Genomic DNA, 22,968 nt, shown 5'->3' with positions numbered 1-22,968 from the left:
TCCCGGAGTCGGCCGAGGCTCACCGGGACTCCAGTGGCGTCATCACCGCGGCGGCCAGGACCTCGCGCGCTTCCTCCTCTTCGAGCTGGACGGCGTGGACGAGATAGATGGCGTTTAGCAGCTGGTCGGTCGCGAGCGAGGACGTCGCACGGCCGTCGAGGAACTGCTTGATCACAGCGGCGCTCTCCGGGGTCATGCCTGGAAGGTGCGCGGCCACGATCTCCTTCAGCTTGCCCTCGCCCGGCGGTGCGACCTCGACCTGGACGCAGCGGCGCAGGAAGGCGGGCGGGAACTCGCGCTCACCGTTGCTGGTCATCACCACGATCGGGAAGCGGCTGCAGCGGACTCGGCCGTTGTGGACGGCCACCGGCTGTCGCCCGTCGATCGTGGCGACCCGCGTCTCCGCGTAGCGTTCGGGTTGGCGCAGCAGCTCCGGGATCTCGAACTCGCCGTCCTCGAAGATGGTCAGTAGGTCGTTCGGCAGGTCGAGGTCGGCCTTGTCGACCTCGTCGATCAGCAGGACCCGCGGTCTGCGCCGGGGCACCAGCGCGGTGCCGAGAGGACCGAGACGGAGGTACTGGCCGAGATCCTCGTCCGGTGCGGGAGCAGTGCCCTCCTCCGGGCGGCTGGCCGCGTACAGGCGAGCCAAGGGATCGTACTGATAGAGGCCGTCCCGTACGGTGACGCGGCTGGTGATGTTCCAGCGGAGCACCCGGCCCAGGCCCAGCTCGTGCGCGATCGCGGTGGCCAGCGTCGACTTGCCGGTGCCCGGCGGGCCTTTCACCAGCAGCGGGCGGCGAAGATAGAGAGCGGCGTTCACCAGGCGTACCGTCTCGGGATCGGGCCGGTAGCGCATGCCGGCGCGCTGTTCCTTCTCCCGTGTCTCTGGCACGAACTCCGGGTCCTCGTCCGGCTCCGGGTCAGGCGCGAAGGTCCGCCACGGTGGCGCCGTGGGAAGTCCGTCGATGTGGTCGTGTTCCTCGCCGGTGCCCCGGTAGACGTACCAGGCCTCATCGTCCGGCACTGCGCCACCTCATTTCGCGAAGGCGAGCGGGATGATCCGCCGCCGGGTGTCGTCGCGCAACAACGTGATCCCGTTGCCGCAATGCACGTCGGTCGCCTGGGCGGCCTGGATCCTCAGCTCCCGGACTGCCCGGGCCACCGAGTCGACGGTCACCGCCTGCAGGTGCTCGGCGAGCTCGACCGCGAACCGCCCGCCCGCGCAACCGGCGCCGCCCTCATGAGCTTCCGCGGAACACGGCGGCCGGCGCCAGATCAGCACCGGTGGACCGGCCGCGACCGCGGCCCTCACGTAATCGGCGGCCGCCCACCGACCGGCCAAGCTGATAACGAACGGCCCCTGGTCCTCGCGGAGCCAGGCCTTGAAGACGCCCGGATCGCTGGGCTCGTGCCGGCAGTCCCTGCCACGCAGCGCGCCGCCAAGGCGGCGCCCGGTGTCTCGCAGACTGCGGGCACGCCGGCCGAGCGACACCGGGTTGCGATGGCGGAACCAATCTAGGTCACGCACCACCACCGGCCGGGAGACACCGAGCGGCGTGTCGTCGTCGGTGTGGTCGATCCATTCATCCACCGGCTCGGAGAGAAACGCCCGGGGCAGAACAAACTCGATCGTGATCGTCTCCACGCCGATTGGCATGACATCCAGGGCCTCGCTGATTGCGCTCTCGACACGTTCCTGCCAGGCCTCGTGGACCAGCCCTGTGCCGGTGACCACGGGTTCAGTCAGCTCGCCGTCTGCTTGGACCGTCCACACCGTTAGGTCGTAGGCCTCCTCACCGGTGTTGGCGGCCGGCGCCAGGCAGACCACGATGGCGCCGTCGGTCTCCGGCGCCGCGGCACCCGGCGGCTCACCGTCGAAGAGATGATCGGCGACCCAGTGCCGCGATTCGGTGGCGCCGAGCTGCCAGAGAAAGGCGGCGAGCCGGCGGCTCATGTCATCGTGGCTGGTAGACATGACCTCCACGACGAGTGCTTCCGCGGCGGCCTGGACCGTATCGACGTGGTCCGGGAAGCCGGGCACCTCGGCGCGCAACGCCGCGAGGCACCGGCTGACATGCGCCGGAGTCACGGAGGCCGCGCGCAGCGCGGAGCGCAGTTCCGCGTACGCACGCGGGCCGAACGGGCCGAGCGGGATCACCTCGTCCAGCATGGGAACGTGCCGCACCAGTTCCGCGATCGGCACCATCACCCCGATCCGGTGTTCTTCGTCCCCGGCCGCCTTGATCATGCCGACAACCTGGCCGGTGCCGGCATGCACGGCGGCGGCGCCGCTGAAGCCCTCCTGTAGCCAGATCCCGATGTCGTCCTTGGCGTCGAGCTGGACGTTGCGGCCCAGCATGCGATGCAGGCTCGCGGTAAACCTGGTGGCGTTGACGCCGCTGCGCTCGAAGTCCTCCGGAAAGCCGTACGAGGTCAGGTCCTGCCCGGAGTAGAGATCGATTGACGTGTGCGGGCCGAAGCGGGCGGGCTCCACCGTCACTGCCTCGGTCAGTTCGAGGACGGCGATGTCCGCCGCTTCCGCCGTCTCGGTCCACCAGGGACCGCTCGTCACCACCTCGGCTCGCCGCGGCGTCGGCGAGTCGCCCAGGACGACTTCGGCCTTCCTGTGCTTCGCGACCACATGGGCGCAGGTCAGCAAGTGTCGTTCGCTGACCAGGAAGCCGCTGCCGCGCGTCACTCCCGGGACGTCGACACGTGCACGCCACAAGCCCTTCGTCATTCGTCGTCGGACTCCGCCCCGCCGTTACCCACCTTGCCGGACCAGGCCAGCCGGACGACGAGGTGGCCCTCGCCGGCGACCTTCGCCAGCACAGCGGCGCCCGCCTCGGCCTTGAACTTCACGCCGAACTCTAGCTCGACCTGATCCGGCCCGCAGGTGCCGCCGCGGAAGGCGTCGAGCGCCTTGAACGCCATAGTCCGGACGTCACCGAGGGCCTGTTCGAACGTCTCCTGAGCCTTCACTATCGTCCCGTCGAAGGCGACGTCGCTGAAGCCACCTTTCGGCCGCTCGATCTCGACCAGCACCGTGCTGCCGTCGTCTGACTGGATGCGCATGAGTTCGTCGGCCACGTGTCGGTCCTTCCGGAGTGGCTGAGGCGAGGCACCCGACGTTAATGGCCGTCACCGCCGGCGAGCCATACCCCGTAGTGTCGATTTTTCGTCAGTCTCGCGGCTTGGATGCGGCGGCGGCCGTTTGGCCGGGTGGCCGATGAAAAACGTAAGCCCGGGTACCTGCGCAACGCCAGCCGCTACCTGTGGCACGTACTGAACGGCTCCTACCGGCCACTTCTGAGGAGTGAATACAGGGAGCCTGGACCCTGAATACCTCGGCAGGCTTCCAGTGGGGCCCGAAAGGCTTCCTAGCTGCCCAGGGAACCTCAGGGCCTGGCAACCCCTCGATCCAGGTGAGCGCCGAACCGTTCGCTGTCGAGTTCATCTCGGCGGTAGTAGGTGGGGGAGTGGCTGCAGAGTTGGCAGGCGAGGACCAGCGGCTGGCCGATCCGTCCGGGGGGCCTCTTGCCGCAGCACAGGGGCAGGCTTTCGATCTCGGGGGCTTCCGCTTGGGCGACGACTGCGTCGTATCGCCGCTCGCAGGCTCGTTCCGCAGGCCCGTCGCGGCGTGGGATGCTGCCGGTCTCGGCCAGGTCGAGGGTTCCGCCGCGTTCGGAGGTGACGGTGGCGTGGGCGTCGGCGGGGATCCAACTGACGCGGTCGCGGTGTCGGTACGGCAGCCAGGTGCCGTGCAGGATGCCCTCCAGAAGATGGTCCAGGTGTGGGCGTGGGCCGCAGGGGAACATCGCGGTTGTGGCGGCCTTCTGTCGGCTGTAGCTGTGCGGGTTCAACGTCGGGTACAAGTGCAGGCGGCCACACGGTCGGGCCTTGCGGGTGACGGGGCAGCGGGTGGTGCCGGTCCAGAGGTCCGCCCAGCCGCACCGCTGCGTCTCGAATGTGATCGCGCCGGCGCCGATCTCCAGCCGTGTCTCGGATAGGTACATGCGGTGGTCGTCGAGGGCTGGCACGGAAAGGTGCGGTACCGGGTGCAGGAACGCGATGTCACCGGCGCCGCGGTCGGTGGTCCACACCACCCGGTCGCCGGCTTTGTGGAGCGCTCGCTGCCGCGCCCGAATGGTCCGGGGAGTCTCTTTGGAGTGTTGGACCTCGCCGGCCACGGTCAGGACCGGACCGATGGCCAGGACGTCCGGCCGGCGGCGGGCGCGTGGCCGCCACACCTCGACTTCCACGGTGCCGCCGACGGACTCCCATGTGCGGGCCTTGCGCTCTTTGAGCGCCTTGTGGGTGTCGGTCTCGGGCTGGTGTTCGGCGTGGGGTGAGCGGCCGTTCTCGTGGCGGAATATTGGCCCGTGCTGACCTTCGACGAAGGTCAGCCAGACCGGTGCCCGGAGGAGCCCTCTTTGTGCCTGATGGCGCATGCAGAGCAGGCAGAGCAGCTTCTCGCCGCCTGCGCCGTGGGGACGGTCGTTGGCGAGCCGTTCGCGTAGATCGGGTTGGTGGGGATGTCCCCAGAGCGGGAGTCGCGGCTGCAGCTCGACCATGGCCGGCACGTAGAACACGCCATCGTTGAAGGTGAGCGGATCGACTTGCTCCCAGACTGGTCGAGACATGGATCCCCCTGGTGCTGGTCATACATGCAGTCGCCGAGTTTGGCGAGTTACGTACCGCCTACCGAGAGTATCGACCACCGGCAATATCTGGTAGCGAAGCGAGCCTCCCTTGGTAGACGCTCGATCCCGGGCCGCTCTCGCGGACCGAACTTGCTGTGCGGAAGACCGACTGGACTAATGCCGATGTCCTCGAGCAGGCGGGGATGCCGTTCGATGAGCCGAGCGAACCGGTGCCTGACCGCCGCGTCGAGCACCGGTCGCGCCTTCCGCTGCAACGCGGTCCGCAGCTGCGCCCTGCCGTCGTTCGCAGGAGCAGGTCCGGCGGGTCGGCACCGGCACTGAACTCAGCCGTCAGGAGCGGGCTGGGCGAGCGTTGCCGCCGGAGCAGCTGCCAAGCTCGATCGACTGCATTGCGGCCGGCCGGGTCCGCGTCGGATGCCGCCACGATGCCGCCTGCGGCGCCGGGCAGCTCACGCAAGATCGCGGCCTGGTCCTCGGTCAGCGTGGTGCCGCACGGCGCGAGCGCGACCACTCCTGGCCGGCCCGACCGGATGTTCCTACGGCGGACCCGGTGTGGCTATTGTGGTTGGCCATGGACCACGCCGAGAGCTGGGACGCCGAGACGATCAGCGACGCGCTGGACTTGTTGCAGGACATGGTCTTGTGGGATCTGGTGCCCGAGCGGTGGGAGCACATCGGACTCTTGCTGAGCCGACTCGAGGTGGCCCTCGCCACTGGTGAGGCCGACGAGGCTCGCGACGTCGTCGTCCAGCTGGAGCTGAGCGGGCCCGTACGGGCGAATCGGATCGGTTCGGCTGAGAAGAGCGGCATCCCGGAACCGATCCTCGAGCGCCGGAACACGCTCGTGCATTCGCTAACCGGGGAACGAGACCTCCAGGGCAGGGACCAACAGGACACGTCGCGGACGGGGGTCGGCCGTGGCGACCGACCCGATCGCTGAGCAGGAGTTCGTCGCCCACCTGTTCGCGCCGCTCAGCGGGCCTGACGCCGAACTCGCGCTGCATCAGGTGACGCTGCTGTGGGAAGCCTGTCGTACCCAGATGGGCATGACGCGCACGATCGACGGCACCTCGCTGCCCCCTGACTTTCCCGTCGATGTGCACATGCCAGAGGGTGCGCTTGCGGGACTTCAGGACCCGGCCGTCAACTTCCAAGCCATCGCGCGACGGGAGCACGACGTCCTGAACGTCTCGCTGGTGATGGCCACACCGCTGGCGCCACCGATGAGGCGGAATCGGGTCGGCGCTGCGGTCCCGCCCGGGTGGATCGAGTACAGCCGGTGGTGGCAAGGCCTTACCGCGGGCGGCGTCAGCGCTCTGCTCGGCGGCGCCGCCATCTATCAGGCCAAGTCGGCCGAACCTGAGCAAGCCGATGTGCGCGCGGCGTTGCCGGAGCAGGAAGATGACGGCGAACAGTGGTGGACGAGGAAAACGGCCGTTGATCACTTCACCGTCTGTGAGGTCACACCAGGGGGCGACCGCGCGCTGCGGCGACTCGTCGTGCTGGGCCGACCCGACGAGGACGACCGCCTCAGCCGGTTCACCTGGAGCTCCGGCGACGTGCTCCTGCCGCCGCTGGGCCGCTATCTGATGCACGCTGCGAAACTGCGCTACGCGGCCCGCGTCCGTGGGGACGGGAGCCGGCTGGATCGAGTCCGAGACCGCGCCGCCACCCGCATGGACCGGATCGTCGAACTGTTGACCGTCGGAGACTCTCTCGCGGACGAGGCGAACGGACTCGCCGCCGACGAGGCCGCCGTGATCGGCACCCTGCAAGCGCTCAACAGCATGCGGCGCAGCGTCGACATCGCGCGCGAGAACATGACGTCAGCCATGGCGGAGCCACTACCCACCGATCGGGCCCTGGCATCGGCGTTGACGCAGTGGCTCGACGACGACGTCTACTTCTTGGAACAGGTCCGCATCCGGGCGGAACGGACACGACAGCTGCTCCCGACTTCGGTGGATCCGGCACCCCCGCGCTCGGCAATCGTCGTGCCTTCCGCGCAGCCGGCACCGGCGCAGCCCATCACGATGGAACAACGGATGAGTTTCGGGGTCGACGTGGTCGCGTACACCGGCCGTACCGTGCTGCAGCAAATCGAGGTACAGCGGCGGCTGGCGAAGATCGTGCGACGGGTCCTCGAGGACATCGGCCTGGCACTGCACGACACCGATCATCAGGACGCTGGTGACGGCATGACGGTCGTGCTTCCCGCGCACATCCGGCCGCACCTGGCACTTCCGAAGCTGCTCAACGGCTGGAGCGCGCTAGTGGCGGCCGACAACGCCATGCATCCGGAGGATCGGATCCGGCTGCGTCTGTCGGTGGCAGCCGGGTCGTTCCATGCGGCGGCGATCGGGATCACCGGCGCCACGATCATCGAGATCACCCGGCTGCTGGACAGTGAGGCCCTGCGCAGGGCCGTCACCGATCATTCCGACGCAGACCTCGTGGCTCTGATCTCAGACCGTCTGCACGCGGACGTCATCGCCGAGGGGCATCCCGGCCTAAACCCGGGCCATTTCACGCAGCTGCGGGTGCGGGCCACGTCGTATGACGGTCAGGCCTGGCTCTGGCTCGGCGGTCCGGTACCGCCTCGGACGCCGGAGAAGCCGCCGGATCTACCTTCGCCGCACGCACCGTGGGATGAGCCGAAGCGCGATCTGTTCGTCATCCACGGCGACGCTGAACGTGCCCGCAAGGCGCTCTTCGATCTTCTTCGCGATATCAGGTTGCGACCTCTGGAATGGGATGATCTGGTCGCCCAGACCGGCAGCGTCGCCCCCGAGCGCAGTGCGGTGCTCCGGCAGGCGTTCGCCAACCACACCGCCGCGCTGGTGCTCTTCGCGCCCGGTCCCGGCGGGTCACCCGACGTACTCGCCGGCATGGCCTTCGCATTGCAGCCCGACCGCACGGTTCTGGTGCGGCTGGGTGGGGCGGTTCTCCCGGACGAGCTCAGCGGCCGGATCGCCGTCCATCTCGATGGTGCCAGCAGTCGCGGCCCTCACCAGCTGGCCCAGCTGCTGCGACGTCTCGGTTACGCCGTCAAGACGGACGGCACGGACTGGCTGGACACGGACCGGTTCAAGGACTTCTGAAACGTCCACCACCCCGGTAGACGGCGGCAGAAAGTGCAAGCTCGCGGGGTTGGGGCGTGACGGGCGGATCGGTGCGGTGGATGCCCTACAGGGAGTCGAGGAACGCCCGCAGCTCCAGGTGATCAATTCTGGCGAAATCCGTCGGTCGCAGCACGATGCGGAGCTGACTGGTGCGCAGGCGTTCACGGGACGCGGCGACGAACGACAGAAGGATGAGCCGCACGATCGACTGCTGGTCCAGCGCGTCCACCCGGGCCAGGGCCGCTCCGGTAACCGGCATGGCGAGTGGCTGCCGCCCGCCATGTTCTTCCACCGCGTCCCACAGCCGGGAGAGGCTGTGCCACAGGACATCCGTGGAGGAACGTGCGACCAGACCGCCGGACATCGTGCTGTAGGCGACACAGAAGAAGCGCCGACGTGGGATGCCCAGCACGGCCACGGCTCCGAGCGGGTAGCGCTCTAGTTTGCCGTGGGCCTTGTCGGCCCGGAGCACCGTCGACAGGATCGGCGTACCGGCCAGCGCGGTCCGCAGGTCGGCATCCAGCCGATGCAGGTCGCCGTCGTACTCACGCCGGAGGAACTGTGCCTGGAGACTTCCCTCGTCCACGATCCGGCTGTCACTCGGATCGGTGTCGAAGACGTCGGTGAACCCGACGACCAGATGTGAGTCCTTCTGTTCGAACAGGTCTCCCGGGACGATCTCGACCCGGCACCGGGGATGGTCAAATGAGCGAGCGATTATCGACTCCGGACGGACGCGGAGCAGCCCGAACCCGACTGATCCGGCGACCATCACGACGGCGACCAGACCCGCACGTCCGGGGACCGGTGAGCGATCCCACACCGCCTGGTAGGACTGGGCCAGCAGGGCGAACGCGCCGAAGGCGGCGAAGGACTGAGTGGCCCAGATACGCACTGCCCGCCTGGTCATCGACTGCCGCCCATGCCTCGATCCTCCTCGAGGACTGCAGCATGTCGCAATGGCTCGTCCGACTGCGGTGTCAGAACGTGCGGTCGTACGCCGCCAGGTTCTTGAATCGGTCGACGTCCAGCCAATCGGTGCCGTTCGTGTTGACGGCACATCCGGCGCCCTTAAGGCGTTGGACGATCTTGTGGAGGCTCTCGACCGTGCCGTCGAAGTGAATGGTGTTGAGACCGGCCAGGTCGGAGACCGGGCGCAGGGTGCCGATCTCGATGATGACCGTGCGGTCGCGCTGGAGTGCCAGCGCCATGCCGGCCTCCAGCAGGACATTGGGGCGGACCTGACCGGTGAGTTCTCCCTCGAATGCCCGGTCGCCGCGGTCGCGCAGACTCTCGTGCAGGATCGCACCGTCATCGGGGGTCATCAGGACGACGGCGGCCTGATTGGTCTCGAAGGCCTTGGCGAGGACCTCGCCCATGTACGGCGACGGGCCGCCCGTGGTCCGTACGACCTCCTCCCAGTCCAGCGGGTGCAGGTCGATGGACTGGAGGAAGCGCCACAGCGCCCGGCGTGCCTGCCCGTCCCGGCCGTGGATGACGAAGACGTCGCGGTTGTCGGGCATGAGCGATGACACTCCTGTCGGTTCCGGACGGAGGCGAGACGGGGAGAATAACCCGGGCGGTACGCCAGCGTGGGTGCAGGCTCAGGTCAGCCGTCCGCGGTGTCCGGCCATGCGGTAACCACCCACGGCCCGTAAACGTATGCCGGGCGGCGCGCCCACCGCTTCTGTACTGCGGACAGCGCCGCCGCTGGTGGGACCCCTGCGGCCAGCTCCGCGTGGTAATCGCTCATCAGAGCGGGCGCGGTGGTGTCGTTGACCGGCCACAACGGCGCGGTGACGACTGCGGCGCCGGCCAGCAGGAAGGCGGTCGCGGCGCTCAGAGCCTCGTCCGGCAGGGCCGCGCCGGTGAGCGCGGCGTCGCAGGCGCTGAGTACGACATGGACCCGCCGGCGTGCCGAGTGCGCGCGCAACCCCACGCGGATCGGTGGTCGGACTCGCAGCACCGTCTGCTGCGGGTGGTCGACGTCGACGTCGCAGTGACAGGCCAGGTGCGCGATGTCAGCGGCGAGCAGGCCGTCGAGCACGGTGTCGTCGGCGAACACTCCACCGGTCGCGGCATTGCGGTCAATGCGCGTCACCGCGCCCGCGTGCCGGCGAGCCACCCGTGCCGCCTCGCGACCCGCGGCCGGGATCGGCCGGTCAGCCGGGCTGGTGTCGGCCCACACCACGACTCGGGGCGCGACGGCCGGGGCCTTGGCTGGGGGTTTCCGGCTGGGGGCGGTGGCCCGGATCAGCAGGATCGGGTCGTAGGCGCCCAGCGCGGCTCGTTCGCCCGGTACGCCGCAGGTCGTGAGCGGCAGCCAGGCCAGCCGTCCCAGCGGGAGCACGGCCAGCCGTCCGGCTGTGGCGACCAGCGGCAACAGCGGAGCCACCAACGAGTCTAGGGTCCAGGCGGCGAACTGGTCAGCCGCCTCCAGCAGGATCGGCATCGCGTCCGGGCTGTCCTCGGCACGGCGCAGCGCCTCACGGAAGCGGCTCGCCTGATCCGCCACGGCCGGTTCGATCGCCTGCGGCAGCTCCGCGTACTGGGCGCTCCCGTTCGGCGCGACCAGGACCGCTACGCCGCCGGCTCGGGTACAGCCGAGGAGCAGCACGTGCCGGTCCATGTCTGCGGCTGCCGCCACGATGCCGGCGAACGACACGGTGTCCGCGTGGATGCCCGTCGCCTCGGCGATCAGTGTCGCCGACGCCTGTTCCAGGTGAACGGCGGCCGCCGCGGCATCGCCGGCCCGGACCGCGGCCAGGGCGGCGAGCGCGCCAATGCCCTGCACACCCGAGCGGGCGCGTTCCTTGTCGGGATGCCGTGGCCGCATCCCGGTCAGCGTCCCGGCGGCCTCCAGCGCGGCCCCGAACGCCTGCTCCGCCTCTGGCCACATCCCCACCCGCCAGGCGATGTCACCGAGCCGCCTGCCGGCCACCACCGCCAGATGCGGGTACCCGGCACCGAGCACCTCATCGAGCAGGTCGGCGGCACGTTGCAGAGTTTCCATGTCGGTACGGCCGCGACGCAGATCGAGGTCGAACCGGTCCTGCAGCCGGGCGCCGAGGTTGAAGGCGATCGTCGCCGTCATCGACCCCTCGATGTCGTCCTCGGCCCGGTCTGCCGCAGCTAGTGCCTGTTGCAAGCGGTCGATGGCGTGCGACAGCGCGTCCTCCGCGCCGTCCTGTTCCCATCGATCTGTCAGCCACATCGCCCAGTTGTTCAGGTACAGCGCCAGGTCCGGAGAGCCCTCGCGGCTGGCGGCGACGGCCTGCTCGGCGTGCCGTTCGGCGGTGACGAGATCGTCCCGGCTGCCGCGATGGTGCGCTCGAGCCGCGTGGAGGCGGCCCGCGCTGTCGTGGCGCGCCGCGAGGTCCCAGCTGTCGAGGGCGGTCGCCTCGACAGCCTCCTCTGCGAGTGCGATCGCCCGGTCGAGGTCGGCGGGTTCGGCACGAAGCTCGAATCGGGCCAGTAGGTTGTTCGCCTGGTTGTTGAAGACGGCGGGGCGGGTGTCCCGGTCCACGCCCTCGGCCAGCACGCGATCGAGAAGTGTGATTGCCTCGTCCAGGTCAGTGCTGTCGCCGCGCAGGTCGTAGCGCTCGGCCAGCAGGGAGGCGAGATTCGTGGCGTACTCGCCGTCACGCCCCTGGCCGCGGACGAGGTCCAGAGCCGCGCAGGCATCGGCGATCGCGGCGGCGAATCCGGGCTGGTCGCCACGCAGTCGTGCCATGACCGAGCGCACTGTCGACCGGACAGACAATGCCAGGACCCGATCCGCGTCGACGGTCGCCTCCCGCACCGCGTTCTGGGCGGACACCGACGCCTCGGTGAGGGCGTCCCGCTCGCCGGTCCACTCGTAGCGGGTGAGCAGCACCGACGCCAGCAACCGGTGCAGAGCCACCCGGACCGTGGCGGTGGCGGGGCGTCCGACCGTGATCGCGGACCGGGCCAGCTGCTCGGCAAGGGCGAGGAGTTTTCGGTCGTAGCGCTGCTCGGCGGCCTCGGCGACCAGGCCGGCCACGTTGACCATCTCGGGACCCGCCGTCGCTGGCTGCAGGCCCGCGGTCACGGTCCGCAACGCGGCGTCGAGCCGGCGCCGGTCGCCGCCGCGCCGCCAGAGCTGCAGGTGGACTCCGGCCAGCGCGGAGATCGCCACCGGCCTCTCCGGATCGTCGGTAGTCGCCGCCATGAGTGCGTCCTCAAGCAGCTGCCGGGCCCGATCGAGGGAGTCCGGCTCGCCGGGCACATCTGATCGTGCGGCGAGGCGGCCGGCGAGGTTGGCGGTGGCCTCGAGCCGGCCAGCAGGCGGTGAGGCCGCCCAGACCCGCTCGGCGATTGCGCAGGCTTCCCTGAGGTCGGCGATCCTGCAGTCGCGCCGGTAGCGGTCCATCAGGTCGATGCCGAGGTTCGTGGACAGGTCGAGACGCATCGACGCTGGAACCTGAGCACCGAGACCTTCCAGCGCCTGCCGCCTGATGCTGATGGCGTTATCGAGTTCACCGTCGCCCGCCCACGACTCGGCCAGATCGTCCATCGCCGAGACCCAGGCTTCGCTTCCGGTGGTGGCTGCCCGCACCGCCGCCGCCAACGCCATTCGATCGGGCACCGCGTCCTCCCGCTGCTACGGTCGAGAATAGACGGAGCGGCGGACACCGGCGAGTCTCGGCGACAATGCCGGGATGGAGGATGCTGACGAGGTGCTGCTGACCGCGCTCGCCGACCGGGTCCGGTCGTTCGTGGAGAACCACGACGGTGCCGTGGTCACCTCCGACGAGGCGCTGTCCGACGCGCGATCGGTGGTGCAGGCCGTGCGTGCCGGTCGTTTCGATCAGCAGGGCGTCGCCAGAGCGCTGTACCTCGTGGCAGCGCTGCACTGGGCCCGGTATCGGGTGCTACCGCCCGGTCGGCAGGAAATCGACTACCTGGCGGCCAAACAGTTCTTCGGTTACATCGCCCCGCTGTCTCCCGAGCGGGTGCCGCTGCCGCTCTGGCCGGTGCTGGGCCTGCACCCGGCGGGCGACAGTCCCGATGACCCGGCCGCCGTCGAGCGGCGGATCGCGGCGCTGGCTCAGTGGGGCGCCGCACTGGCCGCACGCTATCGGCACCGGCCGCAACCCGGCGATGCCGATGATGCTGTACGCGCCTACCGCGAAGCCGTCACGCTGGCACGGACGGCCGGTGACCCGCAGACGCCGGTGCTGGTCGCCAACCTCGCCGGTGCTCTGATGCTGCGGGGCTTCGCGGACCTCGCGATACTGGATGAGGTCATTGCCTTGATAGACGAGGAGCTGCCCGGCGCGGACGAGCGGGGAAGGCACATCCTGTCGTCCAACCTGGCTGTCGCCCTGCGACACCGGTTTCAGCTCACGCGTCGGCACGACGATCTCGCTCGATCGGCGGACCTGGCTCGCAGGCGGGTCGAGCTGACGCCTGCCGGCGACCCCTTACGAGCCGGCGCGCTGTCGACTCTCGCAGTCACACTGGGCAGCCTGTTTGAGATGACCGGGCGGCCGGCGGACCTGACAGCGGCGGTGACGGCGGCGCGAGAGGCGGTGACCGCCCGAGATACCGACCGCATGAGGCGTGCCGGTCACCTCACCAACTTGGGCAACCTGCTGCGGATCCGCTACGAGCAATACCGGCACCGCGATGATCTCAACCAGGCGATCACTGCGGGTGCCGAGGCGCTCGACATCGCTCGGGACCACCATGAGGCGGCAGCGATGTGGTCGAACTACAGCGCGGCGCTGCGGGAGAGGTTCCGGCTGGCCGGTGATCACGCGGATCTGGAGGCGGCCATCGACGCGGCACGTCATGGTCTTCGTGCGGCGCGGGCCGGTAGCCCCCACGTCGTGCCGTGCGCCATCCATTTGGGCTGCGCCCTGCTGGACCGTTATCACGCTTCAAACAAAGTGGGAGATGTCCGTGAGGCGGTCGACATGCTCCGCACAGCGCTCGCCGCAGTCGAACCAGAGCACCGATTCTACGGCCCGGCGTCGGTCAACCTCGGCATAGGGCTCCGCGCTTTGTTCGGATGCACCGGCGATCGTGCCGACTTGGACGCCGCCGTCGACGCCGGCCGAATCGGGCACGCCACCCTGAACACGGATGACCCCTCCCGAGCTCTTGATGCGCTGAACCTAGGCCAATCGCTGATGGCCCGCTTTCAGCAGTCGACGGACACCGCCGACGCCAGAGAGGCCGCCGCGCTATTTCGCGAGGCCGCCGAATCGGTCTCCGCCCCCGCGAAGCTCCGCCTGGACGCCGCCCGCACCTGGGCGGATCTGGAATCAGATCTGCAGTTCGGCAGCGCTCAGAACGTGACCGCCTATCGGACAGCGGTCGAACTGCTGCCTCTTGTCGCCTGGCGCGGCCTGCCGACGACCGAACGCGAGGATCTTGTGGGTGCGTACGCCGGCCTGATCGACGACGCGGCGGCCGCCGCGATCGAGGCGGGCCGCCCTGAAGAGGCCGTCGAACTGGTCGAAGGTGGCCGAGCAGTGCTGTGGGGGCAGTGGCTTGCCACCCGCGGTGACCTCTCCGAGGTGGTTGCCGCGTCCCCGGAGCTTGGCGCGCAGCTGCAAGCCCTGCGTACGGTGCTCGACCGCGACCCCGGTGTGTCTCCCGCCGACCCGCGAGCCCACGAGCAACGGATGACCGCCGCGCAAGCGTGGGAAGCTGCGGTGACACGGGCACGTCGGCTACCGGGTCTTTCCCGTTTCCTCAGGCTGCCGACATTCGAGCAACTGCGTGCCGGGCTTCCGGACGGCACCACGGTCGTTGTCACCGTCAGCCGGCACCGCTGTGACGCCCTGCTTCTGACCAGACGCCACAGCGTACGGGTCGTCCGGCTGCCCGACCTGACCTTCGACGACGCGTACGACCTGACCAACGAACTGCTGCGCGCCCATGAGGCGGCCGACGCCGGCGGTGACCCGGCCACCCACGAGAAGGCCGTCACCACGATGCTGTCCTGGCTGTGGCGGACCGTGGTCGCCCCGGTGCTCGCCGAGATAAGCCCACCTGGGCCCGACCACCGCATCTGGTGGTGCCCCACCGGCCCGTTGACATTGCTTCCGCTGCACGCCGCCACCAGCATCGACGGCCGGGAGAGCGCCTTGGACCGCGTGGTCTCGTCGTACGCGCCGACGGTGCGCGCACTTACCGAGCGCCGCGAGCCGGAAGCCACCACGTCGGTCACCGATGTCCTCGCCGTGATCCAGCCAGCGACTCCCGGATCGGATCCGCTGCCCAACGCCGTCCGTGAACTCGACGCGCTGCGTGAGCTGACCGGCGGAGATCTCACTGAGCTGGTGGGCACGCGGGCCACGCGCGCAGCGGTCGTCGCGCAGGTCGCTGAGCACCGGGTCGCACACTTCAGCTGTCACGGCATACAGGATCTGCGGAATCCCGACCGCAACGGGCTCGCGTTGCACGACGGATTTCTCACTGTGGCGGATCTGCGCGCCGGTGCGCCCGCGCTGCGCGGTGACCTTGCCTTCCTCTCGGCCTGCAAAACGGCCGTCGGCGGGGTTCGGCTGTTGGACGAAGGGCTGACTGTCGCCGCAGCGCTGCACCACGTCGGATACCGACGAGTCATCGGTACGCTCTGGTCGGTGTCCGACCGGCGGGCCGCCGAGGTCAGCATCTCCGTCTACCGCCGCATCGTCGTGGCCGGCCGGCTCGAGTCCTCCGCGTCCGCCTGTGCCCTGCAGGAGACTCTACGCAGCATGCGTAAACGCTTCCCGAGGAATCCGAGCATCTGGGCGTCCTTCGTGTACATCGGGGTGTGAGAGCTTCATCGGTCAGGCACCGAACATTGCAGCCGTATACCCGTCACCCACGATGGTCAGGCCTGCCCACAGGACCGGCGGAGCCGTGCGATATCGGCTCAGATAGCCAAGCTGCACCGCGCGCAAGGCGTCGACCGGCGCAAGGCCAACCGCCAGTCGCTGGTAGAAGGCACCCAGCAACGTGGCGGTTCTCGTTCCGGCAACATCAACCGTACCGGCAAGCACCCAGCGTGCACCGGCCAGCAGCGCCGCAGTGGGCAGGCCGAGCGGTTCCTGCACTCCGCGCAGATCGAGCCGCCCCGCCCAGCATGCGGGCATCAGCACCCCGTCCGGAAGCCGGCAAGTGAGCAGCTCCGCCGCGGTCAGCGGGTCGTCCGGTGCCAGCAGCAGCGCCTGACCGAGCCCGCTCGCAGCGGTTCCGTGCATGCTGAGCAGCAGTCCCGCCGAACCGCCCGCCTCCACCAGGGCCGGACGTACGGCTGTGCGGGGCAGGAACCGTGCTCGCGGGAAGGCCTCTTGTAGCAACTCCCTCTCGCGCTGCGTACCGGGCAGATCCGGGTCGAGGTACGCGCAGAAGCCCGAACCGGTACGCGGCGGCCGCCGGCGCAGGGAGGTCCACAGCGTGATGGACGGAACCACGACGATGCGGGCCAACTCCGCCAGGTAGCGCGAGCCCAGGCGGACCGCGGCCACCGGCACCGGGCCGAGAAGCCCACCGGTCGATACGACTAGCGCCGGTTCCTCGCCTGCGGTGAGCACCTGCGCCAGTCCCGGCGGGATGATCGCCGAGCCCAGAGCGGCCAGCTCGGCGTCCTGGACGACCGCGGCCAAGCCGGGCTCAGCGGCGTGGTACCGGTCTAGCCAGGCCCGTAACTCGTCGCTGATACGTACCTCGTCCACCCGTGGGGTGCCATCGGGCGGCAACCAGACGCGGCTGCAGATCGTGGACTCGTCCTCCAGCACGTCGACGATGAGCGCGTGCCCGCCCGGTGGCAGCGTGGCCAGTGTCTCCGCCAGGTCGGCCGGTTGCGGGGTGACGGCGCGGCGCAGCTCTGTGGTGGTCGCCCGCTCCAGCCGTCGGTACAGCTCAGGCAGCTGCGGGGTGTCGCGCGCCAGGGCGATGGCATCGACGAGCTCGCGCAGCTCATCGCTGAGGCGTGCGCCGCTCTGCACGAACGCGGACACCGCCTCGGCTCGGGCCGCCGTCGCCACGGCGAACGCCGCCGGACCGTCGCCTGCGCGTGCGGCGCAATGCATTGCAAGAATGTAGGCTTGCCGCTGATCCCGGTAAAAAGTCTCGCGGTCATCCGGGTCGGACAGCCGGCGGCCGGCCTTCTCGGCGAGCGTGAACGCGATGACGGCGTGATCCCGGGCGGCCAGCACTTGGTCGTCGAGGATGAGTTGATACGCAAGCTGGTAGTGCGCGATCGAGGCGGCGCTCGGGTCCCGATCGGCGTCCAGCGGCAGCACCGCCTGTTCAAGCAACTCGATGGCCGAGGCCCGGTCACCACGATCGCGGGCCAGCATTGCCCATTCCAGAGCGGCCTGGGACACGTCGCGGGCATCAGGGTCGTCGCCGTACGGCAATGCCGCCAGCCGGTTCTCCGCCGCGGCAAGATTGCCGGTCAACCGGTCGAGCCGGGCCAGGTGGATCTCGCAGAGCATGCGATTGCTCGGCTCGCCGTCGCCGAGACGCAACGCCTGCTCGAACCGGCGGCGCGCGTAGCCAGCCGCGCCAGGATCCTCTGGCACGTCGAGCAAACGCACCTGCCCGAGTCGCCGCGCGGCGTGCGCCGCGCCCAACGCCCTTCCGGCCCGCAGATATTGGGCGAAGGCCCGCTCGTACGCTCGGCGGGCACCCGTCGTGTCACCCACCTGTTCCAGCACCGCACCGAGTTCCCGCTCGGTGTTGGCCACCCCGATCCTGCGACCGAGCTCGGCATACCGCTCCCTGGCTTCGGCCAGCGATTCCCGGGCCTTGTCGAAGTCCCGAGCGATACGCGCCGACACGGCGACGCGATGACAGAGATCGGCCCGTAGCTGCTCGGTCCGGTCCGAGGGCGGACAACGCCACAGCACCTCCGCGAGCTCGGTCAGCCGCTCTCGTGCCTGCAGAAATTGGTAGCGCTGATGTGCCACCGCAGCCCGCTGTGCCAGAACCTGCCCTGCCCGCAGCCAGTCGTTGTGGTGTGCCGCAACTTCGCCGGCTTGCGCCAGCAGCTGTTCCGCGTCCGCGAGCCCTCCGCTATTGCGTTCCAGGATTCCCGCCTCCAGCAACGCCTCAACCCGGAGGTCCCACAGCCGGTCGTCGGCGGCAGCCAGAGCGATCACCTTTCGGTAGCCGGCGGCGGCCTCCGCCCGATGTCCCTGGGCAGCGAGCACCCAGCTCCACTCCAGTAGGATCCGAGCCCGCGTGCGGGACGCAAGACCCTCGCAGTCGACCCACGGGCGTAGCAGCCGTTGCGCCTCACCAAGCTCATGCCGGTCGACATGTGCAGCGGCTGCGCGCCACGCCATGAGCGCTTCGTCGTTGATGGCAGCCACCTCCGGTCGCGGCTCGCGGTGTTGCTCGACGATATCCACGAAGCGTTCCTCACTGTCGCCTGCGGCATCATCTGCTGGCGCCGACTCCAACGCTTAAAAAGTTAGGAGCTCCAAGGGCCGAAGCTCCGGGCTCCGCCTGCGGCTCAGGATGCAGCGCCGATCGGCTGTGAGTCGCCGGCACCACCCATCGTCAGCCGGTTGGCGCTCGCTATCGGGGCACCAGTTGCACGCTACCCTTGATGGCGATTATGGATGTCCGGTTGTCGTCGCCCTACCGACACGAACCCCCATGCCTGCGGCCAGCGTGTAGCGATGGGTAGGGGCGCGCCGTTCCCTTGGTGACGAGTGTTCTGCGAATGGGGGAGCGGGACGCGCTGGACTGGCGACGCCCTGTCGGCCCCCGTTTACCCCCCGAAAACCGCCGCGCGTGGTTGACAACCAGTGACAAGTAGCGATCATCGCTTGATCATGTCTGCGCAGCTCAGCGTCTACTTCTGGCAGTCAATGACAAGGTTGAGTTGGCTACGGACGGTAACAAGGGGTCGTCGTGGTCGGCAGGGAGCAGGCAGCGCCGGTCACTGGGCATCAGCGGGTCACCGAAAACGATTAGCGCAGGTCCTGGATGTCCTACATAGAGCCTTTTCAAGCTGATCTTGCAGCTCAGGACGGGTGTGGCGGGTCCGGTGATCGATGGGTGCAAGGCTCCAGGTAGGACAGCTGTCGACCAAGACTCGAAGCCCCGACCGAGAGCCTCGCCATGCTGTCCTACCCCGCCACGATTCCGTTGTCCAGCCGCACCTTGAACCACCTCGCGGAACGCATCCGCAGCCACCGTCAACAGCGCCGATCCCGGTGGCGGCGCCTCAACCCCGGCCGTCACACGCTGCTGGCTCTGGCCCATCTGCGCAACGGCGACACCTACACCCGAATCGCGGCCGGCTTCGAGATCGGCGTCGCCACCGCCTGGCGGTACGTGCAGGAAGCGGTAGCCCTGCTCGCGGCGGCCGCCGATGAGCTGGCCACCCCCATGGAACGGATCCGCCGGCTGGCGTACGCGATCCTGGACGGCACCCTGATTCCGATCGACCGGGTCGCCGACCAGCGGCCGTACTACTCCGGGAAACACAAGCACCACGGCGTGAACGTGCAGGTCATCGCCGACGCCGCTGGCCGGCTCGTCTGGGCTTCCCCGGCGCTGCCCGGTTCGGTCCATGACCTGACCGCAGCCCGGACCCATGACCTGACCGCAGCCCGGACCCACGGCATCATCGAGGCGCTGACCAGGGCAGACGTGATGGCCTTCGCTGATAAGGGCTACCAAGGAGCTCGCGGCAGCGTGCGCACTCCGTTCAAGCGGCGCCGCTTCCGGCCGAAGCTGTCACACCGGCAGAAGGCCGTCAACCGGACCCACGCGAAAATCCGCGCCCGCGGCGAACGCGCGATCGCCACCCTCAAGACCTGGAAGATCCTCAACAAGCTGCGCTGCTGCCCACGCCGCGCGACCCCGATCGTGCAGGCCATCCTCGTTCTGCACCACGTCGAAGCCAACCGCTACGCAGGATGAAAAAGGGTTCTTCTGCTGGTTTCGTGGGTCGTTGGTGATCATCTTGTGGGTAGGTGGGGTCGGTGGCCGCCGAGGCTGAGCATGGCCATGGCAATGAGGGCTTCGGATGAGTGGAAGCCGAAGGCCATGCGGGTGATGAGGCGGATCTTGGCGTTGACGGACTCGATGCGGCCGTTGGACAGGCCATGGGTGATGGCGGCGATGATCTGGTCGCGGTGACGGGTGACGCGTCGTTGTAGGTCGATGAAGATGTCGATGCGGCTGCGGCGGGCCCACCCGATCCATCGGTCGAGGGCCTCGACTGCGGCTGTCGGGCTGGTCTTGGCCAGGGTGAACACCAGTCGGAGTCCTTCTTTCAACGCCCAGGCCCGGTGCAGGCGGGGGTGGGTCTTGGCGATCCAGGCGAGTTTGGCCTGCTGGGCGTCGGTGAGGTTCTCCGGGTTCTTCCATAACGCCCAGCGGGTGTTCTTCAACTGGCGGGCCGTGCCGACGGCGACGCCGCGACGGCCGGCGCCACGGCCGGTGGCCTCGTTCCAGGCTTGGCGGCGAACCCTGTCCACGGCGTCGGTGGCCCAGGCCACGACGTGGAATGCATCGGCGCAGCGCACGGCGTTCGGGCAGCGCCGTCGGATAACGGTGGTGATCCAGTCCGCGCCGTCGGCGGACACGTGCGTGATCTTCGCGGCCCGCTCATCGCCGAGCAGGTCGAAGAACGCGTTGAGGGTCGCCGCGCTCTTGCCGGGCGAGGCCCAGACCAGCCAGCCGGTGTCATGATCGACCACCACGGTCAGGTAGCGGTGGCCCTTCTTGTAGCTGATCTCATCGATGCCGATACGGCGCAGTCCCTCAAGGCGGTCCACCACGGCACCGGTGTCGGCCCACACCCGCGCCACGATCGCCCCGACGGTGCGCCAACTGATGCGCATCAGCTGCGACACCGCCGACTTCGCGGTATGCACCGCCAACCACGACACCATCTGGTCAAACGCCCGGGTGTGCCCTGCCCCATGCCGAGCCCACGGCACTGCCGCGACCACAACCCCGTGCTCCGGACACGACACCCGCGGCACGTGCGCCTCGATCACCGCTCGCACCACGCCCAGATCCAACGCCCGCCACCGACGACGAACCCCAGCGTCATAGCGGGCACACCGCCGACGACAGTGCGGACACCGCCGCGACGCGCCCTTACGCACCCGCACCCGAGCCACCACCACCGACTCGACCGGATCGAACTCCACGCCCTCGACAACCGCCTGCTCGACCCCGAGCAGCCCAGCCCATACCCTGGCAGAACGCACGCCGTTCTCCCGCCCATCAAGTTCTGACCTTCGACAAGCCAGAACCTAGGCAGGACAACGGCGTGCGCCATCAACGACGCACCGAACCACCCACAGATGCGTCACAAGACCCTGAAAAAGGCTCTCTGATGATCAATGACAAGTTCGGGACCGTCACTTTCGGTAAGAGGGGGTCAGGGGTTGACAACAGATGACAAGGCTCGATGAAGTGCGAGAGTAGGAGGTCATCGGTTCAAGTTCCCCGCCGATCGGGTACACCGCCACGAGGCGCCGACGATCTTCGTTCCTACCTCCACGTAAGCGATCGTAGTCGCTCCCGTGCACGAGTACCCACGCGGCCGACCAGTCGCGTCATATCCAGGTCATGCTCCTGTGCCAGGATGATTCGGTATTACGCCTACATCAAGCTCCCGTACGAGTTCAGGCCTGACGGTTGGTGTAAAAAGTCGCCACTGATGGCGAGCGGCCGCGCCAGCCCGCCTTTCTGGCCGAGGAGACGCTGCTCTGCGAGACCACCGCTGTTCGTCGGGGTCGCGGCCGACAACCAGCAAGACCAGCGGGTCCAGTACCCAGACCCGCCCGTTACGGCGGGCCACGCCCCGCACCTGCAACTGCCGAAGAGTCGATGCAACATCAGTCCCGACGCAGGCTGAAATTGCCGCCGGGGGAGGCAGCGGAAGGGCTCGGATACCGGACGCTTGGGCAGCCCGCAACAGCCTGAGCTCCGGTGCAGTCATCCTGTCGATAACCGTACGGACGTCTGCGAGGAGCCGATCCAGTTGCGGTCCGACGTCAATTTGGGCGGCCTGGGACACATAGGACTCGGCGCCTTGCCGGTCCATCAGGCGCTCGCCCACGGCCGTAAGCGCGCCGGCGTTGCCGCCCAGAGAACGGATAACCAACTCACGTGCGGTGCTGTCCATGACGTCGTCAGGCACGCGGTAGTGATCCAGTACCGCGACGGCATCAGCGAGCGGCAACGGGCCCACCCGGACGACCGGAAGCATCCCCCGCGTGACGTCCTCCCGCCCGATCAGGATCACCTTGGCGCTGGGATGCGCCGCGAGGAGCAGGGCATCGATAGGGTCTAAGTCGGCGTCCTCCGGGATGTCATCGATCACCCACAGACTTTCCGGTGTGCTTCGGATCGCCGGAGACGCCGAGCCGGTGGAGCGCATACTCAGCCAATGCACCCCGCCGGGGTAGGCGGAGCTGAATCGCCACGCATAGGCGGTGGCGAGTGCTGTTTTTCCCGCGCCGGGTAGGCCGCAGATCCAGGCGACCGAGCCGCACTCCGCCTCGACGACCATTGGATAGTCGGCGGCGTGAAGGGCGCTATGGAGATCCCATAGCTCGCGCCAGCGCCCGGTGAAGTGCCGCAGGTGCACGCGCTGAGCGAGTGCCGGGCCACCACGGTGCCTAGGCTGCACCTCGCCGATGGTCGATTCCAGTTCGGAGGTCCGCTTCGATATCTGCAGAGCGAGCTCCGCGACGGGCTCGTGCGTGCGGAGGAACTTCGCATCCGCAAGGTGGACCGGCCTCAGGTGGTCCGTGCCCGGTTCCGGGTTGATTACCATGATGCGCCCGCAAGGGTCACCCTCGCATTGCCCGGCCAGGAAGGCCGACATCAGCTCCTGCTGGCACGCCGGCCGGTCGGCATAGCGTCGGGAGAAATAGGCGACAAGCGCCTTGGCGCGACTCAGAGCGGCCGCGATGGTATCGGTGATGCTGGCGAACGGCTCGATGTCGTCCTCGTCAAGGAAGACTTGCAGGCCCAAAGTGCGCAGCTGCAGGGCGAGCTTGCGGCCAAACGGTCGATCCGGCCCGCAGAATGAGAGGAATACGTCGTAGGTGGGTCCGCTCACGGGACAAGACTCCAACAGCGAGGCTGCCGCCGCCACCGAAACAGCCGTTACATCGTTCCCAACGGAAGAGGTAACGGCGAAGGTTGCCCCTTCTTCTCATCGGCGCGTTGGT

At 68.7% G+C, this 22,968-nt stretch carries 14 protein-coding genes; 4 read left to right on the top strand and 10 right to left on the bottom strand.

The window, feature by feature from the left end:
* Positions 1-19 precede the first annotated feature (19 nt).
* From O7542_RS13845 to O7542_RS13830, 4 genes are all read right to left on the bottom strand, one after another.
* The gene (locus O7542_RS13845) at positions 20-1,024 is read right to left on the bottom strand and encodes a MoxR family ATPase (protein WP_281606381.1); all 1,005 of its coding nucleotides are present in this window, start codon (positions 1,022-1,024) and stop codon (positions 20-22) included.
* A 9-nt stretch (positions 1,025-1,033) separates the two neighbouring features.
* A complete protein-coding gene (locus O7542_RS13840; RefSeq protein WP_281606380.1) occupies positions 1,034-2,740 on the bottom strand; it encodes a trypsin-like peptidase domain-containing protein in 1,707 nt (568 codons plus the stop codon).
* On the bottom strand, positions 2,737-3,090 hold the full coding sequence (locus O7542_RS13835; protein ID WP_281606379.1) for a CU044_2847 family protein: 354 nt from the start codon (positions 3,088-3,090) through the stop codon (positions 2,737-2,739). The genes O7542_RS13840 and O7542_RS13835 overlap by 4 nt, the downstream gene beginning before the upstream one ends.
* A 308-nt stretch (positions 3,091-3,398) precedes the next feature.
* A complete protein-coding gene (locus tag O7542_RS13830; protein ID WP_281606378.1) occupies positions 3,399-4,643 on the bottom strand; it encodes a hypothetical protein in 1,245 nt (414 codons plus the stop codon).
* Between the two features lie 592 nt (positions 4,644-5,235).
* Here O7542_RS13830 and O7542_RS13825 point away from each other — a divergent pair.
* Together O7542_RS13825 and O7542_RS13820 are read left to right on the top strand one after the other, a co-directional pair.
* The gene (locus O7542_RS13825) at positions 5,236-5,604 is read left to right on the top strand and encodes a CATRA system-associated protein (protein WP_281606377.1); all 369 of its coding nucleotides are present in this window, start codon (positions 5,236-5,238) and stop codon (positions 5,602-5,604) included.
* Positions 5,582-7,765, top strand: a complete 2,184-nt coding sequence (locus O7542_RS13820; protein WP_281606376.1) for a CATRA conflict system CASPASE/TPR repeat-associated protein — start codon at positions 5,582-5,584, stop codon at positions 7,763-7,765. Before O7542_RS13825 ends, O7542_RS13820 begins: the two co-directional genes overlap by 23 nt.
* An 85-nt stretch (positions 7,766-7,850) precedes the next feature.
* Here O7542_RS13820 and O7542_RS13815 read toward each other — a convergent pair whose 3' ends face one another.
* The 3 genes from O7542_RS13815 to O7542_RS13805 all read right to left on the bottom strand — a co-directional run bounded on the left by O7542_RS13815 (position 7,851) and on the right by O7542_RS13805 (position 12,395).
* A complete protein-coding gene (locus tag O7542_RS13815; RefSeq protein ID WP_281606375.1) occupies positions 7,851-8,681 on the bottom strand; it encodes a macro domain-containing protein in 831 nt (276 codons plus the stop codon).
* A gap of 85 nt (positions 8,682-8,766) precedes the next feature.
* Positions 8,767-9,309, bottom strand: coding sequence for a nucleotide-binding protein (locus tag O7542_RS13810; RefSeq protein WP_281606374.1), 543 nt, complete (start codon positions 9,307-9,309; stop codon positions 8,767-8,769).
* Between the two features lie 86 nt (positions 9,310-9,395).
* A complete protein-coding gene (locus O7542_RS13805; RefSeq protein ID WP_281606373.1) occupies positions 9,396-12,395 on the bottom strand; it encodes a CHAT domain-containing protein in 3,000 nt (999 codons plus the stop codon).
* Positions 12,396-12,468: 73 nt separating this feature from the next.
* On the opposite strand from O7542_RS13805, the gene O7542_RS13800 reads away from it, so the two are divergent.
* The gene (locus tag O7542_RS13800; RefSeq protein ID WP_281606372.1) at positions 12,469-15,582 is read left to right on the top strand and encodes a CHAT domain-containing protein; all 3,114 of its coding nucleotides are present in this window, start codon (positions 12,469-12,471) and stop codon (positions 15,580-15,582) included.
* 12 nt (positions 15,583-15,594) lie between these two features.
* Here O7542_RS13800 and O7542_RS13795 read toward each other — a convergent pair whose 3' ends face one another.
* Positions 15,595-18,165 carry a CHAT domain-containing protein gene (locus tag O7542_RS13795; RefSeq protein WP_281606371.1) on the bottom strand — a complete coding sequence of 857 codons (2,571 nt, stop codon included), beginning with the start codon at positions 18,163-18,165 and terminating at the stop codon, positions 15,595-15,597.
* A 718-nt stretch (positions 18,166-18,883) separates the two neighbouring features.
* On the opposite strand from O7542_RS13795, the gene O7542_RS13790 reads away from it, so the two are divergent.
* Positions 18,884-19,690 (top strand): transposase family protein, encoded by an 807-nt coding sequence (locus O7542_RS13790; protein ID WP_281606370.1) that lies wholly within the window; start codon positions 18,884-18,886, stop codon positions 19,688-19,690.
* A 38-nt stretch (positions 19,691-19,728) separates the two neighbouring features.
* Here the strand turns inward: O7542_RS13790 and O7542_RS13785 are convergent, their stop codons facing one another.
* Both O7542_RS13785 and O7542_RS13780 read right to left on the bottom strand, forming a co-directional pair.
* On the bottom strand, positions 19,729-20,991 hold the full coding sequence (locus O7542_RS13785) for an ISL3 family transposase (RefSeq protein WP_281606369.1): 1,263 nt from the start codon (positions 20,989-20,991) through the stop codon (positions 19,729-19,731).
* A gap of 362 nt (positions 20,992-21,353) precedes the next feature.
* A complete protein-coding gene (locus tag O7542_RS13780) occupies positions 21,354-22,856 on the bottom strand; it encodes a TIR domain-containing protein (RefSeq protein ID WP_281606368.1) in 1,503 nt (500 codons plus the stop codon).
* Between the last annotated feature and the right edge of the window lie 112 nt (positions 22,857-22,968).

It is taken from the genome of Micromonospora sp. WMMC264 (assembly GCF_027497275.1).
Lineage (GTDB): Bacteria > Actinomycetota > Actinomycetes > Mycobacteriales > Micromonosporaceae > Micromonospora > Micromonospora chalcea.
The sequence above is the reverse complement of the archived record's forward strand: the minus strand, read 5'-3'. Positions and strand labels throughout refer to the sequence as shown.

What these genes read in the sequence shown, in the direction of transcription:
- O7542_RS13840 (WP_281606380.1), bottom strand. Translation starts at nt 2,740, where the DNA reads ATGACGAAGGGCTTGTGGCGTGCACGTGTCGACGTCCCGGGAGTGACG.
- O7542_RS13830 (WP_281606378.1), bottom strand. Translation starts at nt 4,643, where the DNA reads ATGTCTCGACCAGTCTGGGAGCAAGTCGATCCGCTCACCTTCAACGAT.
- O7542_RS13825 (WP_281606377.1), top strand. Translation starts at nt 5,236, where the DNA reads ATGGACCACGCCGAGAGCTGGGACGCCGAGACGATCAGCGACGCGCTG.
- O7542_RS13810 (WP_281606374.1), bottom strand. Translation starts at nt 9,309, where the DNA reads ATGCCCGACAACCGCGACGTCTTCGTCATCCACGGCCGGGACGGGCAG.
- O7542_RS13800 (WP_281606372.1), top strand. Translation starts at nt 12,469, where the DNA reads ATGGAGGATGCTGACGAGGTGCTGCTGACCGCGCTCGCCGACCGGGTC.
- O7542_RS13790 (WP_281606370.1), top strand. Translation starts at nt 18,884, where the DNA reads ATGCTGTCCTACCCCGCCACGATTCCGTTGTCCAGCCGCACCTTGAAC.